This is a genomic window from Paraburkholderia sp. NPDC080076, from assembly GCF_050281145.1.
Classification (GTDB): domain Bacteria; phylum Pseudomonadota; class Gammaproteobacteria; order Burkholderiales; family Burkholderiaceae; genus Paraburkholderia.
The window spans coordinates 74,772-89,544 of sequence record NZ_JBNNWQ010000006.1 but is presented as its reverse complement, the minus strand read 5'-3'; the positions used below and the strand labels follow the sequence as shown (position 1 = coordinate 89,544).

Below are 14,773 nucleotides of genomic sequence, written 5' to 3'. Positions count from 1 at the left end.
CTGTTATTTATCTCGCATGGACACTTCTTCTCTCCCCGGCCTGAGCCCGCTGCAAAGCCGCAAGCGGTCCGCTATCCTCGACGGCGCGAAAACCGTTTTCTTACGCGAGGGTTTCGGCCTGGCAACGATGGACGATGTCGCCGCGGCCGCTGGCGTCGGCAAACAGACGGTCTACCGCCACTTCAAGTCGAAGGAGGCGCTCTTCGTCGGTCTGGTGAGTTCGATGTGCGCTCAGGTGGGTGGACTTCTTGCCAGCGCTCGGGACGAGCAATCCGATGGATCACCCGAAGTCGAGTTGCGCGAGTTGGGATGGGTGTTGGCACGAAGCCTAATTACGCCGGATAATCTGCGGCTTTACCGGGCCATCGTTGCTGAGGCCGAGCGTCTTCCGGCACTCGGCCAGGTGTTTTTCGAAAATGGTGCAAAGGTCGTGCGTGCCTTCGCCGCCAATATTCTGCGAGAGCGATTTGACGAATCGACTGCTGCAACGCGGGCAGCGACATTCGTTCAGTTGGTGCTTGGCGACGCGTATCTGGAACTGTCAATTGGCTACACGGTGCCCGATGTCGAAGCACGCTTTGCGCTGCAGATTGACGAGGCGGTAGCGGCTGCACTTCGCTAAGCACCGGCGCATAAGATGTCGAGCCGCTGCATGCGGAACGCCACAGCGTGCAGCGCGGGAACCAAGACAGCGGGTGTCCGATTCCGAACCCAGTCGCGCACCGGTTTCCGTACGATCCGGGCGCGTTTCCAAAATTGCGAGTGTCGTTTTGTGGCCGGTCACTGCCTGCCGCCGATCGACGACACGCAACTCACTCCTGCCTGTCACACGCTCCGCTAGTCAAAGGCTGCTATCGGAGAAGGCCGGACATCGAAACCACATCGGACAACCTGTCGGAGCCTGCCCAAGGATACCGACACGCTGACCATCGCCGTCCCTCGACTACGAAAACTATTAGAGCACCGACACCATACCGTCATTGTTGCTCCCTATATTCGTCAGTCGCCCGATCCTGACAATTACCGAACGACAGGTTACGGGCGTGCAACAAGACATCCTTGAGCTTCCACGAGCGGGGTCTCGGCAGGCAGCCGTCTTAACGGGCGATATCGAGCATGGAGCGCGAACGATGCATGCGGTCGATCGTGACAAGCCATGCGGGTTCGCAGAGCGATCGGCTGCAGTGAACGCTATCGAAGGTTTCGACGATCAGCCAAACAAGAAGGAGCACCTGCACGTGAATTCCCGCCGCAAATTTCTCCAGAGTACCGCCACGGCCGGCCTGTCGGCTGCCGCGCTCAGCGTATTTCCACCCAGCATCCGTCGTGCGCTCGCGATTCCCGCGCATCATGAGAGCGGCACGATCAAGGACGTCAAGCACGTCGTGATCCTGATGATGGAAAACCGCGCGTTCGACCACTACTTCGGCACCTATAAGGGTGTGCGCGGCTACGGCGATCGCTTCACGATTCCGCTACCGAACGGCCGCAACGTGTGGCAGCAGATCGATGCCAACGGCAACGTGGACCTGCCATACCATCTGGATGAGACCAAGGGCAATGCGCAGCGCGTGACCGGCACGCCGCATAGCTGGGTCGACACGCAAAACGCATGGGATGGTGGCCGCATGGCTGCATGGCCGGTGTCCAAGCAGGACCAGACAATGGGCTACTTCGACACGGCTGAAATCCCGTTCCAGCGAGCGCTGGCCGAAGCGTTCACCATCTGTGACGACTACCACTGCGCGTTCCTTGGCGGCACGCACCCGAATCGCATCATCCATTCCACCGGCACGAATGGTCCTGCGTATGGCAAAACCTTCGTGAACAACTTCAGCGGCGACTTTGACGTCACCACATCGGCATCGGCCTACTTCGACTGGAAGACCACCGCCGAGCGCCTGGAAGAGGCCGGTGTGACCTGGAAGGTGTATCAGAACATCAAGAACACCTTCGGCTGCAACCCGCTGCTCGGCTTCAAGCAGTACCGCCGGGCCAACGAGGCGCTGCCGTCGGCGCGTCAGGTCAGCACGTCGCTGAGCCAGGCCGCCGAGCCGGTCTACAACCCGACCGATGCCGTGGCCCAGCCGCTGATCAAGGGCTACGCGAACACACTGCCGACCACGGACACCGACCCGAACACCAACGGCACCTTCGTCGAGGCTTTCGCCGATGATGTGAGAAACGGCCGTCTGCCGGAAGTCTCGTGGGTCGTTCCGACCGACGTCTACTCCGAGCACCCGGGGCCTTCGAGCCCGGTGCAGGGCGCGTGGTTCGTGCAGCAATTTCTCGATGCGTTGACCGCCGTGCCCGAGGTATGGAGCAAGACCGTCCTGCTCGTCAACTTTGACGAGAACGACGGCTTCTTCGACCACGTGCCCCCGGCCGCTGTCCCGTCGCCGAACGGTGACGGCACCTACGCCGGAAAGACCACGCTGGGCAGCGCCGACCTGGGCGTCGAATACTTCACACATCCGTACGTGACCCGCGCCGACACAGGCGCGACGCCTAACAGCCAGCCGAGCGGGCCGGACGGCAAGCCGTACGGCCCGGGTCCGCGCGTGCCGCTGTGGGTGATTTCGCCGTGGAGCCGCGGCGGCTGGGTCAATTCGCAGACGTTCGATCACACTTCGGTGCTGCGCTTCCTCGAAGCCCGCTTCGGCATCAAGGAAAGCAACATCTCGACGTACCGCCGGCTGATCAACGGCGACCTGACTTCGGCCTTCAACTTCGCGACGCCGAACAACGAGCCGCTGCCGACCATCGCGGGCGAGAAGAGCAAGGCCGACGCCGATGCGTTGCGCGCCACGCAGCAGGCGCTGGGCCAGATCGTGCCGGACGCCAGCCGGGGTATGCCGAAGCAGGCTAACGGCTTCCGCCCGTCGCGTGCGCTGCCGTACGAACTGCATGCCAGCGCTCATGTGGACGCGAGCACCGGTACCGTAAAACTGCTGTTCGCCAATACCGGTCGCCAAGGTGCTGTGTTCCACGTCTATGACAAGTTGCACCTGGACCGCCTGCCGAAGCGTTACGCAGTCGAGCCGGGCAAGACGCTGGACGACGTGTGGGCGCCGGCCTCCGCGGACCTCGGCAAGTACGACCTGTGGGTACTCGGCCCGAACGGCTACCATCGCGAATTCAGGGGCGACCTCGCCGCGCTGAAGGGGCACAGAACCGCCAATCTGGAAGTTCGTGTGGGTTACGGCTCCCTAACCGGCAACCTGCACCTGCAACTGCGCAACGAAGGTGCCGGTCTCGCACAGTTCACAGTGAAGTCCAACAAGGTCTACGGTGCGCTGCAGGCTTTCCCAGGTTTGCCGAGTCCGGTTTTTGGCCAAGGTCCTTTGGGCTTCGCTGGTTTCCCGGTGCCGGGCTTCGGCGCATGGCCGGAGCCTGCCCCGTTCTCCCGGAATGATCGCCTCGACCCAGGTCACACCTGGGCGGTAAGCACCAACGGCGCGTTCCCGGTCGCGCTCTTCTGGAACCTCGCCCAGACCGGCTTCTGGTATGACTTCGAGATCACCAGCAGCACAGACCGCAGCTTCTTGCGTCGCATCGCCGGGCGTATCGAAACCGGCCGTCACTCGGTGACCGACCCTGCGATGGGGATGATCGACAGCTTCTGATCGAAGACGAGAGGCACCGGGCATTAGCTCAGTGCCTCTCGTGCAATGAAGGTCTTCCAGTGCATCGGCTCACGGCTACCGCTCCTCGCCCGAACGGTTTGGATCAGGCGCCCGCACCTTCCATGGTGCTTGATCTCTGGGATACGGTGAATATCGGCTCGGTGATTCGAATTCTTTAATGCCCCACTAACCAGGTCCAATCCGTAAGTCTCACATTGATCGATACCCGGATGCATCGAGCGTTTGGACCGCACGCACGATGGCTCAGGGACGAACTCCTTATCGCCAGCGGCGGCATGCGGTGCCACAGGGAGCCCCACACTGAACGCAAACGGCGGATGGTGCATCATGCCTGAAACTCGCAAGCTGGCGATCGGCGCGATGCGCCCCAATTGGGCCCTTCGACCGGGCGGGAATTCAACGGCCGCTTGCGAAGTACATCGGTCGTTTCGCCACCCACAACGGGCGCGCGGTTGGATGAGCTGATAGATTCGTAATCGCGGTACCAGCCGCGTGCGCGCTGCACGCGGACTTGGGGCAAGGCGGCGATGGCAATCGCTTTCGGCGAGACTCGGACCATTAAGCAACCGTTCTGGGCGCTGCCGGCGCTCGCGATTGAGAAGCCTGCGTACGGGATATCATGGACTATTGCGTCACCGCGTTGCTATTTTCCGGAGTGGTGTTCACCCCGGGCCTGTATCTCTTCCAATCGCTTGCGGACGGAGGCGCAACACATGGATACTCACGAACTTGTCACCCGGCCGACACAGCCTGTCCGCCGCCCGGTGCTGGTCTGGGACGCGCCGGTGCGACTGTTTCACTGGCTGGTGGTCGTGCTGGTCACGGCGGCCTATGTCACCTTGAAACTAAACTGGATCGACTGGCACGTCCGGGTCGGCGAGACGCTGCTCGCGTTGGTTATTTCCCGGCTGCTGTGGGGCTGCTTTGGCAGTGAGACCGCGCGCTTTCGCAGTTTCGTGGCGTCGCCCGCAGCAGCACTTCGTCATTTGCACCACCTGTTTCGCCGCGATCCGGATGTGCAGGTGGGCCACAATGCGGCCGGCGGCTGGATGGTCCTGCTGCTGCTCGCGTTGCTGCTGGTCGAGACGCTGAGCGGGCTCTATGTCAACAACGACATCGCCGACGAAGGGCCGTTGAGCGAAGTCGTGCCCGCGTGGCTCGCCAACGCGATCTCGACGCTACACGGGCTTGTTTGGGACGTGCTGCTCGCCGCGGTGGCGCTGCACGTGCTCGTGATCGCTCTCTATGCGGTAGCGAAGGGACACAACCTGCTGCGCCCGATGCTAACGGGATACAAGCTGTTGCCCTCGTCTATCGATGCGCCGCGGCAGACGCCAGCGCTGCTGGCGCTGCTGCCGCTCGGCGTCGGCGCTGCCGTGGTGATGCTGCTCGCGGCTTATCTCTGAGCGATCTCAGGATGCCGCTTCAGTGGTCGCATCAGTTGCTCTTCGGCGGCACCACCTGGCCGCGGATCTCGCCGTTCGGATTGGTTTTGGTGTGAACGTTGATGTACATGTCACCGGCTTCGAACATCTTGGCATCGTCTGGGGATAGCGTGGCCTGACCGCTGATCGGGCTCGTCATCTCCATGTTGCCTTTCTGGGAGAGCCACACCTTCACGCCAGCGTTTTTGCCGGCTGGGGCGGGCCCGTGGAAATGTGCCATGGTGGCCTGACTCGACAATCCGCCAAAGCTGATGTTCCAGGTTACGACCCGCGTGCCTGAGTCGTACGTGAGGTTGGCGGTGCCGCTGCCCGGAGTCTGCACCGGCGGAACCTGTTGAGCGCCCGTCAACGGCACTTCAAACGAGACCGGCGCCGCTTGCGCCAAGGTCAGCGTACCTGCCAAGGCCAGGCCACCCAACACCATGAAAGCGCACTGCGAGATGGATCGTGACATTTTGTTTTCTCCTTTAGGAACCAGCGAACGCGCGATGCTGCAGATAGTATAAATCGACCCGCTGCGGAGGTTGAACCACGTGCTACCACAGCGGGCAGGTCATTCGTCCGACCGACGATCGACTACATCGGCGGAGCGACTCCATCCTTTTCGACCACCACGCGCTGCGCGACAAATGCACCCTGCGACGCGGCCGTCGCGACCACAAACACCTTCTTGCCCGCGGTCAGGTCGGTGCGTGCGGCCGGCGTGAAAGTCACAATGGGTACGTTAGGCGGTACGGTTACCTCATTGTTCCCGCCTTTGTACGACAGCTTCAGATTCCGGCCGCTGGTACCCTGAACCACCGTGTCGACGTTCGCATTCGTCATCGTGCTGTTCGGACCGAGGTCCCATGCGTAGTGACCTTCACCCGAGCCGCGCGCGGATTCGGGGAATACGACCACTTCGGTGGCCGTCAACTTTCCGTCGGTGCCCGTCGTTGCGGCCGTGCCGACGAAGGTGCCCGGCTTGATGTCCGAAAGCTGCATGGCCTTGACCGCCGATACGGTAACGGTCGGTTTGAGCTCGATCGACACAGTGTCGCCGCTACGACGATGCACCTTCAGGACGTCGCCGTCGAGCGAGACAATATCGCCGCGGATACGCGACGGTTTGGCGGCGGGCGTCTGAGCGAGCACGACACTGGCAAAAGCCAGCGTGGCGAGGGTGACGCCAAGTTTCAAGCGGATAGACATGGATGCTCCATAAAGGACTGTTGAGTTTCGAGAGTGGACTAGTGCACATCAGGAACCGCCGAACCAGTTATAGCCCTGGTTCTCCCAGTAACCACCGGGATATTCGTTCGTCACACTGATTGCGACGATATGCTTCGGATTCTTGTAGCCGAGCTTGGTCGGCATACGCAACTTCATCGGGAAGCCGTATTTCGGCGGCAGCACCTCGCCGTCGTATGTGAGTGTGAGCAGCGTCTGAACATGCAACGCAGTTGGCATGTCGATGCTGGTCCAGTAGTTGTCCGCACAGTGCAGTGACACGTACTTCGCCGTGAGGTCCGCGCCCGAGTGCTTCAGGAAGCTGGAGAAGCGCACGCCGCCCCATCGGCCGATCGCACTCCATCCTTCAATGCAGATATGGCGCGTGATCTGGCTTTCCTGCGGCATTGCGCGCAGCTCGTCGAGCGTCCAGACGCGTTTGCCAGTCGCGAGGCCACCCACCTGTAGCCGGTAGGTCGCGGCGTCGACTTCGGGCACATCGTCGATATCGTAGAACGCGTTGAACGGAAACGGCCGTGTGATCATCGACTCCGGATAGGTCGGGGCCATCTCGTTCGGATTGAACAACATGGCTTGCACCTCGTCGTTGAAGAACGACATTCTGCGCAGCATGGTGTTCACCGACTTGTCATTGGTCAGATCGCAGCCGGACAGCAAAGCTAAGCCGCCGAGCGTGAGAACTCGCTTGCCAAGCAGCCGGCGGGCCGGATTTTTCAGCTCGTTGCGCGCATCCTTGATGATGGATTCAGCATGAGACCGTAGAAACGTATCAGGCTCCACAGCCTTTTTTCGAAAGCTCATGGTCACCGTCCGCGAATCATCAGAAGCAGCGAGCGCGGCACCAGCGCGACCATGACGACATGCACGACGAAGAACGCAACCAGCACGCTCATTGCAACGAAATGCACGACGCGCGCATTGTCGTATCCGCCCATCAGCGTGCGCAGCAGGGGGAACTGCACCGACTTCCATATCGCCAGCCCCGACAGGATCACGAGCGCGATATCGACGATGACGACCAGATAGGCGAATTTCTGTACCGCGTTGTAGCGCGTGAGGTCCTCATGCGCGAGCGTGCCGCGCAGTGCGGCGACGAGATCGGTTGCAAGCGACTTGAAGCTGACCGGCAGCAGTTTCCGGCGCAGACGTCCCGAAGCGATATTCAGCCCGACGTAGATGAGGAAATTCGCAACCAGCATCCACATGATCGCGAAATGCCATTGCAAGGCCCCGCCGAGCCAGCCGCCCAATGTGATGGCGGAAGGAAACTGTAAAGCTGGAAAGATCGGCGAGGCGTCATAGATCTGCCACCCGCTTGTCACCATCAATACGACAGCGAGCGCATTAATCCAGTGTGTGATGCGGACCCAGGCAGGTTGAATCGTTGTGTGAATCAAGGCGATCTCGTGATTGATGAGGTAGCACACGGTCGGCACTGCGGGCCGGCCGCGACCAGGGTGCGTCGCCATACGTAAACATGGCCAGCGCGCAACTATTCCATTGCGCGACAAATAATTTTTCTTACAAGCGACCGCATGCGTGGCATTGCGGCCGAGAGCGCCAATTGGTCCATGTTTCGAAGGCAAGTGACTCGCACCAGGCAAGAATCAGTCACGGCCCGCTGGAACGGCCTGAGACGCGACGAGTGCGATCGTCGGGGAAGGTCCGTTACCTAGGGGCGGAGCCGACGTTCGAACGACCCGGCGACGAGCCTGCGTGGACAGCCCGTCTACCTCTGGTCCGGCACGCAAGACCAGGTCGTCAATCCGCGTGAGATGGTCACCGATGCCGGCATCAACGAATGGGCCGATACGAACAAACTGGTCGTCGTGTATCCCGACACGATTGCGTCGTCTGCGCCAGGGCCGACCAACCCGCATGCATGCTTTGACTGGTGGGGTTGCTCCAATCAATACGGCCCGCACTTCGCGCGCAAAAAAAAAGGGCTTGCAGATGTCGGTGCTTTACGCGATGGTGCAGCGCGTGACTGGCCGGCCGTAGGGCCGTCGTGGCACGGTTCCAATCAGTCGCAACGAGATTCGTGCGGCTGGACCGAACAACCGGAAACGGTCATTCCCTCCGGCCACCGTATCGCTGCGCCAGAGCCAGCCGATAGCACGGACCGTACACACGAGCGGCGCCGTGCTTCGCAACGGCGCGACCCGATTCGTGCTCTTCAGGCAACCCTCCTTGCTGCTCCTTAACTCGCGCGCCTTGTCCTTTCGCCCAGGGAGCGGGCGGAGAAAGCCTTGCTTTTGGCGGCATCAGATCAGTGATCGGTGTCGCATTTGCGGATATTGCCGTTCCCCCTACAGGCCTCACGCGCGCCGCCAGGACTGCTTCGAACTGTCCCGGAAGAACGAGGAGCAGCCGTCGGTTTACGGCCCCGCCCGAGTGTGCAAGTATCGTTGCCGAGGCGTATACCACATCCCTTTGCGAGGTTCAGGATGGCTTGGAGACTCTGGAAGACCGGGAAGCGGCACGATGGGACGCAAAGCTGGCCCAGCGATGCGAATCAGTCGATAAAGCAGCTTCTGGACATGTACCTCGCCAGCGATGCAGCACCGTTTTCAGGGTGGGCCGCACCAGGAATCATATTCGCGCCAGATGTCGAACCGGTCCTGCGAAACGGAGTTCGTGGATATCAGCTTGCCCTCTGGTTCTGGCTCTTTGCCGAGAAGCACGGCCCGATCGCGGCACGAATGGTACGCGAGTCCTTCTGCCTGTTCGCTGAGGAAGCGCAACCGTCGTCCGGTGACAGGATTGACGCGCTCCTCGACTTCGAAAGCCGCCTCGCGCATTCTATCGAGGCGATTTCCTCCGAGGCGCGCACGTTCCGGCTGGAGAGCCTGTCGGTAGAGCTTCCGATGGAATTCTTTCTGGCCACAGGCTTCCTCCGCCTTGCTCCCGAATCCCCTTATGCCGGAGCGAATGAGAGCGCCAGTCTGCAAGGCAATGATTACAAGCTCGCTGACTGCTTTGGCCATGCAACCGAGGAGGCGCTGGCGGTATTCCGAGCGATGATAGACAAGGTCGACTTTGATGCGAAATCGCTATCGAACTGGAAATGGAGCGCCCATCCTGGCGCTGCCGAGCGACATCTGCAACGACGCTACAGCAATCCCCTGTTTCCCCTGCACCGCCAGATGGTGACGGCTCATGAGGTCTATGAAGCACGTCTTGCCGACGCCCAGTCCCTTCACGAAATCAGCAACGAGCTTGGTGAGCTTAGCCTCTCGTTCTCGCAGACGACCGAACTACCGCTGAACTGGCAATCGTTCCTGGAAGGATATCGGGACTACGTCGACCGACTCGATGAACGCCGCCTCGCGGCGGGTGGGCAAAACGCGCCGCTCGGTGACGCAATTGAAAGACTGCGCGCTGACATCCTCACAACCTGGCGCACTTCCCTTCACAGGAACCGGCACAGCCTTGCCACACTGGACCAGGAAGAAGCGCAGAGGGCCGAGCGACGCGCGCTTCTGTACGGATGCGACTGGACCGCACAGATTCTAAGTAACGGCTCTCTGATACCGCCAGAAGAGGTCGTTCCTGCCCTTCTGAGTGAGTCCCCGTCTGAGCTGGAAAGGGTGGTGACCGCCCTTCAGGCCGAACCCCGACTGCATGAGACGCTTATGCAATGTCGCGCAACCGCGCATCGACTTGACAACGAATTCCGCTCGGGCGGCCGCAATATTCCTGACATTGGCGACAAGCTCCGTATCCTTGACGGTCCGCCCGGGCAGGTGCCGGCCTGACGTCGCCCGCTCGAAGTCAAAAGTCCGGCCGTCCAATGCCGGGGCTTGCAGCGTCCAGGGCAGATCTGCGTACGGCCTTCGGCGGCGAGTCTGTCGATGAGGCGGTCCAGCACGGCAAATTCGGGGAGTCGGACCTCCATGGGCTTCTTCGAGATCGACATGGTCCAATCCGACTTCTGTCGGGAGCGAGTTGACGGAGTTGCTAGCGATCCCAACAATCGGTATCGGGGCTGGTCCGGACTGTTCGGGGCAAGTGCTTGTGATGCACGACATGTTGGGCGTCTTCCCCGGCAAGACCGCTTACCCGACGAGAAGGCATTCCAATGCGGCCAGCTTCAATCCCGCGCCGCCTAGGGCCGCTTGCCTGCGTTACGCAATTGATTTCGGTAGTCGCGGGTTTCGTTGCAATGAAGGTGAGCGTTCGTTGATCTGTGGACTGGCGTCTGTTTCGGCAATATCGCCGGCCGTGAACTGTTTGCGATAAGCGGCGGGCGTGAGTTCCTTCAACGCCTTGAACTGTCGGTTGAAGTTAGCGACGTTCGGAAATCCAGAGCGGGCTGCGACGACGGAAACCGGGATGGAAGTGTGCGCGAGCATCCGGCAGGCATGTCCAATCCTGACCCGCGCGATATATCGCCCAACGCTCTCTCCAATGTGCTGCTCGAAGTAGCGGGCCAGAGAACGCTCCGACACATTTGCAGCCTCGCAAAGTTCGGATAGACGCAGCGGTTCAGCGAAGCGTAAATCGATGATCGAGAGCACGCGATTGATACGTTCCGGTTCGTGGCCTGAAGGACCCTCCGTCCGGTCGCTAAACGCAGTAGGCGAAGCGAGCGGCTCACCAGGCGCTTCCGCTAGCGTGCACAAAACGTTTAGCGCTACGGCAAGGCGTTCTCGCGGGGCGCTGGACAGCAGATCGTCGACCTGAGTGTGCATCGCGGCGCCGACCTCCGGACTGAACGCCAGCCCGCAAGCCGCCCGGCGTAACAGATTACGCAAAGGCGCATATTCCGGGCAGACATCCGCAAGCCGACGCGCCCAATCGCCGCCGAACCAGATCACGATTGCAACCTGAGGAGATGCCGAGTCAATCGAGCGGTTCGACGCCCAGGTATGAGGAAGATTCGGCGGCACGAGAACCAGGTCCTCGTCTATATAGTCTGCAATCGAATCCCCGATATAGCGCTTGCCGTGACTGTTCAGCGTCAGGGTCAGTTCGTATTCGGGATGATGGTGCCATTCAAACGGAATGCGCGGCAAACGCCGGTGGTAAACCCTAACGGAGCAGTCGTCGCCAAATTCGACATGTTCGTATGCTGGTTTCATGGCAGAAAGCGCAAAGAAACTGTCTGGATGGTATCACTTTTGTGGGTGCGGTCAGCCTATGCTTCGGACATAGCAGAACCCACAAGGAGACGACCATGGCACTCATCATCGACGATCTGCCGGCAGCCATCCGGCAGGCCAAACAGGAGCTTCGCGCACGACTTCCGAACTATCGTGATGTTTTCGCCGAGGTGGATGAAACGATCCGCGCCGAAGCCAGCAGAATTGCCGCGCAACGCAGTCGCGGCGAAAACGTGATCCCCGAAATCCAGTTCTCGGACATCGCGGAGCAGCGCGTGAGCGCAGAGCAGATCGACCTCGTCAAAACGCGTGGTGCATGTGTGATCCGCAATGTGTTCGACCGCACTCTGGTGGAAGGGTGGGACCGCGACATCGCGGACTACGTCGAACGCAACGATCTGGATACGCGCCTGCAGAACCGCGCCGAGGACAAATACTTTGGCCAGCTCGCGTCGAGCAAGCCACAGATTTACGGCGTGTACTGGTCAAAGCCGCAGGTCCTCGCGCGGCAGGCGCCATCGCTGACGGCGGCCCGTGTCTTTCTGAACCAGTTGTGGCGCAATGAGAGTGAAGGCCGGGTCCATTTCGATCCAGAGCGGGTGCCGGTTTACGCGGACCGGATGCGTCGACGGCCGCCTGGTTCCGAGTCATTGGGCTTGTCCGCGCATTGCGACGGCGGCTCGGTCGAGCGGTGGATCGAAGGTAACTTCCGCAAGGTGTACCGGCATGTGTTCGATGGCAACTGGCGTCAATACGATCCGTTCGACGCCGCATTCCGGCCCGACGTCGAAGAGATCGCGTCGCCCGCAGTGTGTTCGATGTTCCGCACGTTTCAGGGGTGGACCGCGTTGACGCCGCAAGGCCCCGGCGACGGCACCCTGCAGCTCGTGCCCATTGCGAATGCGATGGCTTACATTCTGCTGCGCGCCCTTCAGGACGATGTCGCCGACGATGACCTGTGCGGGGCGATGCCTGGTCGCGCGCTCTCCATCAAGCCGGAATTTCATGCGCCGTTGTTCGACGCGCTGTCATCGATTCCCCACATGCAGGCGGGCGACACTGTGTTCTGGCACAGCGACGTGATCCACGCAGTGGAAGACGCGCACCACGGTGCAGGCTACAGCAACGTGATGTATATCCCGTCGGCGCCCGCTTGTGCCAAAAACGATGAATACCTCAGGCGCCAATTGCCCAGCTTCCTTGAAGGCAAGAGTCCGCCCGACTTCCCTACTGACCACTTCGAAGTCGACTTTGTCGGACGGGCTACGGCCGAAGATCTGACGCCTCTCGGTAAAGCTCAACTCGGTTTCGATCTGTAAGCGCTACCCTGACGCACGCCGTCGTGGCGTGCGCCTGCCTGACGATTCATAAACAAAACTAACGGAGACAGCAATGAAAAGAACACTCATGTCGGGCGCGATTGTCGCAGCGGCGCTCGCCACGGGCGCACAGGTCGCCAGTGCTGCCGAGTCACTTTCTGTGTTGCACTGGTGGACGTCGGGTGGCGAATCGAAGGCGATCAGAGTGCTGAAGGACGACATGAATAAGCAGGGTTACGAGTGGAAAGACTTCGCCGTAGCCGGAGGCGCGGGTGCGGCTGCCATGACGGCGCTGAAGACACAGATCATGTCCGGTAACGCACCGTCGGCTGCGCAGATCAAGGGGCCGTTGATACAGGACTGGGCTGATCAAGGCGTGTTGGTCGATATAGACAAGTCCGCCACCGATTGGAAAGCCCAACTTCCAGCGCAGATCAACAAGACCATGATGTCAAAAGGCCACTATGTGGCCGCACCATTCTCGGTGCACCGAATCAACTGGTTGTGGATCAACAAAGCCGACCTCGATAAAGTGGGCGGTAAGCCGCCGACGACATGGCCCGAGTTCTTCGCGCTAGCCGACAAGTTCCGGGCGGCGGGCATTACGCCAGTCGCGCGTGGTGGCCAGCCTTGGCAAGACATGACCATCTGGGAGACGGTTGTACTTTCTCAGGGCGCGGATTTTTATCGCAAGGCCCTGATTGATCTCGACCAGAAAGCACTGACTTCGCCGCAGATGTTGCAGGTGTTCCAGATTGTCCGAAAGATTCAGGGTTACTTCGACAAAGGCTCCACCGGTCGCGACTGGAATCTCGCGACTGCCATGGTCATCAGCGGATCGGGTGGTATGCAGTTCATGGGGGACTGGGCGAAGGGCGAGTTCGCGAATGCGAACAAGAAGGCTGACGTTGACTATATCTGCGCGGCTGCGCCTGGTACGTCGAATGCCTTCACTTACACAGTGGACTCGTTCGTGTTTTTCCAGCAAAACGGCAAAAAAGAAGCGACGCCTGGTCAGCTTGCGCTTGCCAAAACGATCATGTCCGTCGATTTCCAGGAACAGTTCAGTCTCTACAAGGGTTCCATTCCTGTCCGGCAGGATGTTCCCATGGGCAAGTTCGACGCCTGCGCCAAGAAATCATTCGCAGATGAACAGTCCACAATCAAATCCAATACGTTCCTTCCGTCATTCGCTTTTGGTGATGTTCAGTCGTCGGCCACCCAGGGTGCGATTACCGATGTCGTGACGAACTTCATGAACTCGAATGATGACCCGCAAGAGGGGATGCGCAAGGTCGCCGCTGCAGCGAAGACCAAATAGGTACGAGTTCGCAACCGCCTGGCCAAAATCAGCCGGTTATGCAGCGTCATTCGTGGGATATGAGGTCGCCTTTATGAACGTCTCCTCCACGTCTGCAAGATGTGGATTTAGCCCGCCGTTAGCGCGGGCTTTCTTTTCGTTGGAGATAGCCTTCCAATGAAACCCCTGCGGATCCGTCGGCCATGCGACTCGACGCAACGGAATCCGACGACGCCCCATATCGACGGTCTGTAGCCAGTCTGGTAGGAACTGCCGGAGGAAAAGCCAAATGCAATGACCCGTTGGACATTGAAGTGGGCGCATGGTGAAGCAACGATCCAGGCGCTGGGCGGAATGCTTGGCCCGTCCGGTTTGAACTTGGTGGAGGTCAATGCATATCGCCGCTACATGTCGCACCGTGGGGCGACGATGCGCGGTGGCCTGGACTTATGCGAGCGATGCGCGGAGAGTGGCCATGCCTTCCGTTTGGAACCGTCCATTGCCCCAGTGGCCTGCCGCCGTTCAGTGCACTTCGAACCGGAACCGGGCCTCTAGATGTGACTCTGCTGCCCCTCACGGTGGCAACTGAAGAAATCTTGCAGATTGCAGGTTGCCAACCGCCCTTTGTTTTGAGGTACGCAGCCAGCGGCGCCGACGTTCTGCTTGACTGGAATGTCGAAGAGCTTCCAGATGCTTTGCTTTGGATTAGCAACGGCGGCCGGACAAG

Annotated in this window: 12 protein-coding genes and 2 pseudogenes; 9 read left to right on the top strand and 5 right to left on the bottom strand. The window is 60.4% G+C overall.

What is annotated here, in order from left to right:
- Positions 1-16 precede the first annotated feature (16 nt).
- From ACQKRQ_RS24255 to ACQKRQ_RS24240, 4 genes and pseudogenes are all read left to right on the top strand, one after another.
- Positions 17-622, top strand: coding sequence for a TetR/AcrR family transcriptional regulator (locus ACQKRQ_RS24255; protein WP_408317655.1), 606 nt, complete (start codon positions 17-19; stop codon positions 620-622).
- Positions 623-1,238: 616 nt separating this feature from the next.
- Positions 1,239-3,626: a phosphocholine-specific phospholipase C gene (locus ACQKRQ_RS24250; RefSeq protein WP_427479899.1), complete on the top strand. Its 2,388-nt coding sequence runs from the start codon at positions 1,239-1,241 to the stop codon at positions 3,624-3,626.
- A 502-nt stretch (positions 3,627-4,128) separates the two neighbouring features.
- A pseudogene (locus tag ACQKRQ_RS24245) lies at positions 4,129-4,332 on the top strand (TIGR00366 family protein); the annotation flags it as partial.
- A 28-nt stretch (positions 4,333-4,360) separates the two neighbouring features.
- Positions 4,361-5,053 carry a cytochrome b/b6 domain-containing protein gene (locus tag ACQKRQ_RS24240; protein ID WP_408179712.1) on the top strand — a complete coding sequence of 231 codons (693 nt, stop codon included), beginning with the start codon at positions 4,361-4,363 and terminating at the stop codon, positions 5,051-5,053.
- Positions 5,054-5,084: 31 nt separating this feature from the next.
- On the opposite strand, the gene ACQKRQ_RS24235 is transcribed toward ACQKRQ_RS24240, so the two are convergent.
- The 4 genes from ACQKRQ_RS24235 to ACQKRQ_RS24220 form a co-directional block, all read right to left on the bottom strand.
- Positions 5,085-5,546, bottom strand: a complete 462-nt coding sequence (locus tag ACQKRQ_RS24235; RefSeq protein WP_427479897.1) for a CHRD domain-containing protein — start codon at positions 5,544-5,546, stop codon at positions 5,085-5,087.
- A 122-nt stretch (positions 5,547-5,668) separates the two neighbouring features.
- The gene (locus tag ACQKRQ_RS24230; RefSeq protein ID WP_342960170.1) at positions 5,669-6,283 is read right to left on the bottom strand and encodes a hypothetical protein; all 615 of its coding nucleotides are present in this window, start codon (positions 6,281-6,283) and stop codon (positions 5,669-5,671) included.
- 48 nt (positions 6,284-6,331) lie between these two features.
- Positions 6,332-7,123 (bottom strand): molybdopterin-dependent oxidoreductase, encoded by a 792-nt coding sequence (locus tag ACQKRQ_RS24225; protein ID WP_427479895.1) that lies wholly within the window; start codon positions 7,121-7,123, stop codon positions 6,332-6,334.
- A 2-nt stretch (positions 7,124-7,125) separates the two neighbouring features.
- Positions 7,126-7,719: a cytochrome b/b6 domain-containing protein gene (locus ACQKRQ_RS24220; RefSeq protein WP_408179716.1), complete on the bottom strand. Its 594-nt coding sequence runs from the start codon at positions 7,717-7,719 to the stop codon at positions 7,126-7,128.
- Between the two features lie 378 nt (positions 7,720-8,097).
- Between ACQKRQ_RS24220 and ACQKRQ_RS24215 the strand changes: the two genes are divergently transcribed.
- The 3 genes and pseudogenes from ACQKRQ_RS24215 to ACQKRQ_RS24205 form a co-directional block, all read left to right on the top strand.
- On the top strand, positions 8,098-8,526 hold the full coding sequence (locus tag ACQKRQ_RS24215) for a hypothetical protein (protein ID WP_427479893.1): 429 nt from the start codon (positions 8,098-8,100) through the stop codon (positions 8,524-8,526).
- Positions 8,527-8,862: 336 nt separating this feature from the next.
- Entirely contained in the window at positions 8,863-10,080 is a 1,218-nt protein-coding gene (locus ACQKRQ_RS24210) for a tryptophan leader peptide (RefSeq protein WP_427479891.1), read from the top strand.
- A 169-nt stretch (positions 10,081-10,249) separates the two neighbouring features.
- Positions 10,250-10,414, top strand: a pseudogene (locus tag ACQKRQ_RS24205) (3-methyl-2-oxobutanoate hydroxymethyltransferase); the annotation flags it as partial.
- Positions 10,415-10,449: 35 nt separating this feature from the next.
- On the opposite strand, the gene ACQKRQ_RS24200 reads toward ACQKRQ_RS24205, so the two are convergent.
- A complete protein-coding gene (locus ACQKRQ_RS24200; protein WP_427479889.1) occupies positions 10,450-11,406 on the bottom strand; it encodes a helix-turn-helix domain-containing protein in 957 nt (318 codons plus the stop codon).
- A gap of 95 nt (positions 11,407-11,501) precedes the next feature.
- Here ACQKRQ_RS24200 and ACQKRQ_RS24195 point away from each other — a divergent pair, with 95 nt between their 5' ends.
- Entirely contained in the window at positions 11,502-12,746 is a 1,245-nt protein-coding gene (locus tag ACQKRQ_RS24195) for a DUF1479 domain-containing protein (protein ID WP_132379728.1), read from the top strand.
- 73 nt (positions 12,747-12,819) lie between these two features.
- A complete protein-coding gene (locus ACQKRQ_RS24190) occupies positions 12,820-14,067 on the top strand; it encodes an ABC transporter substrate-binding protein (RefSeq protein WP_427479887.1) in 1,248 nt (415 codons plus the stop codon).
- Positions 14,068-14,773 lie beyond the last annotated feature (706 nt).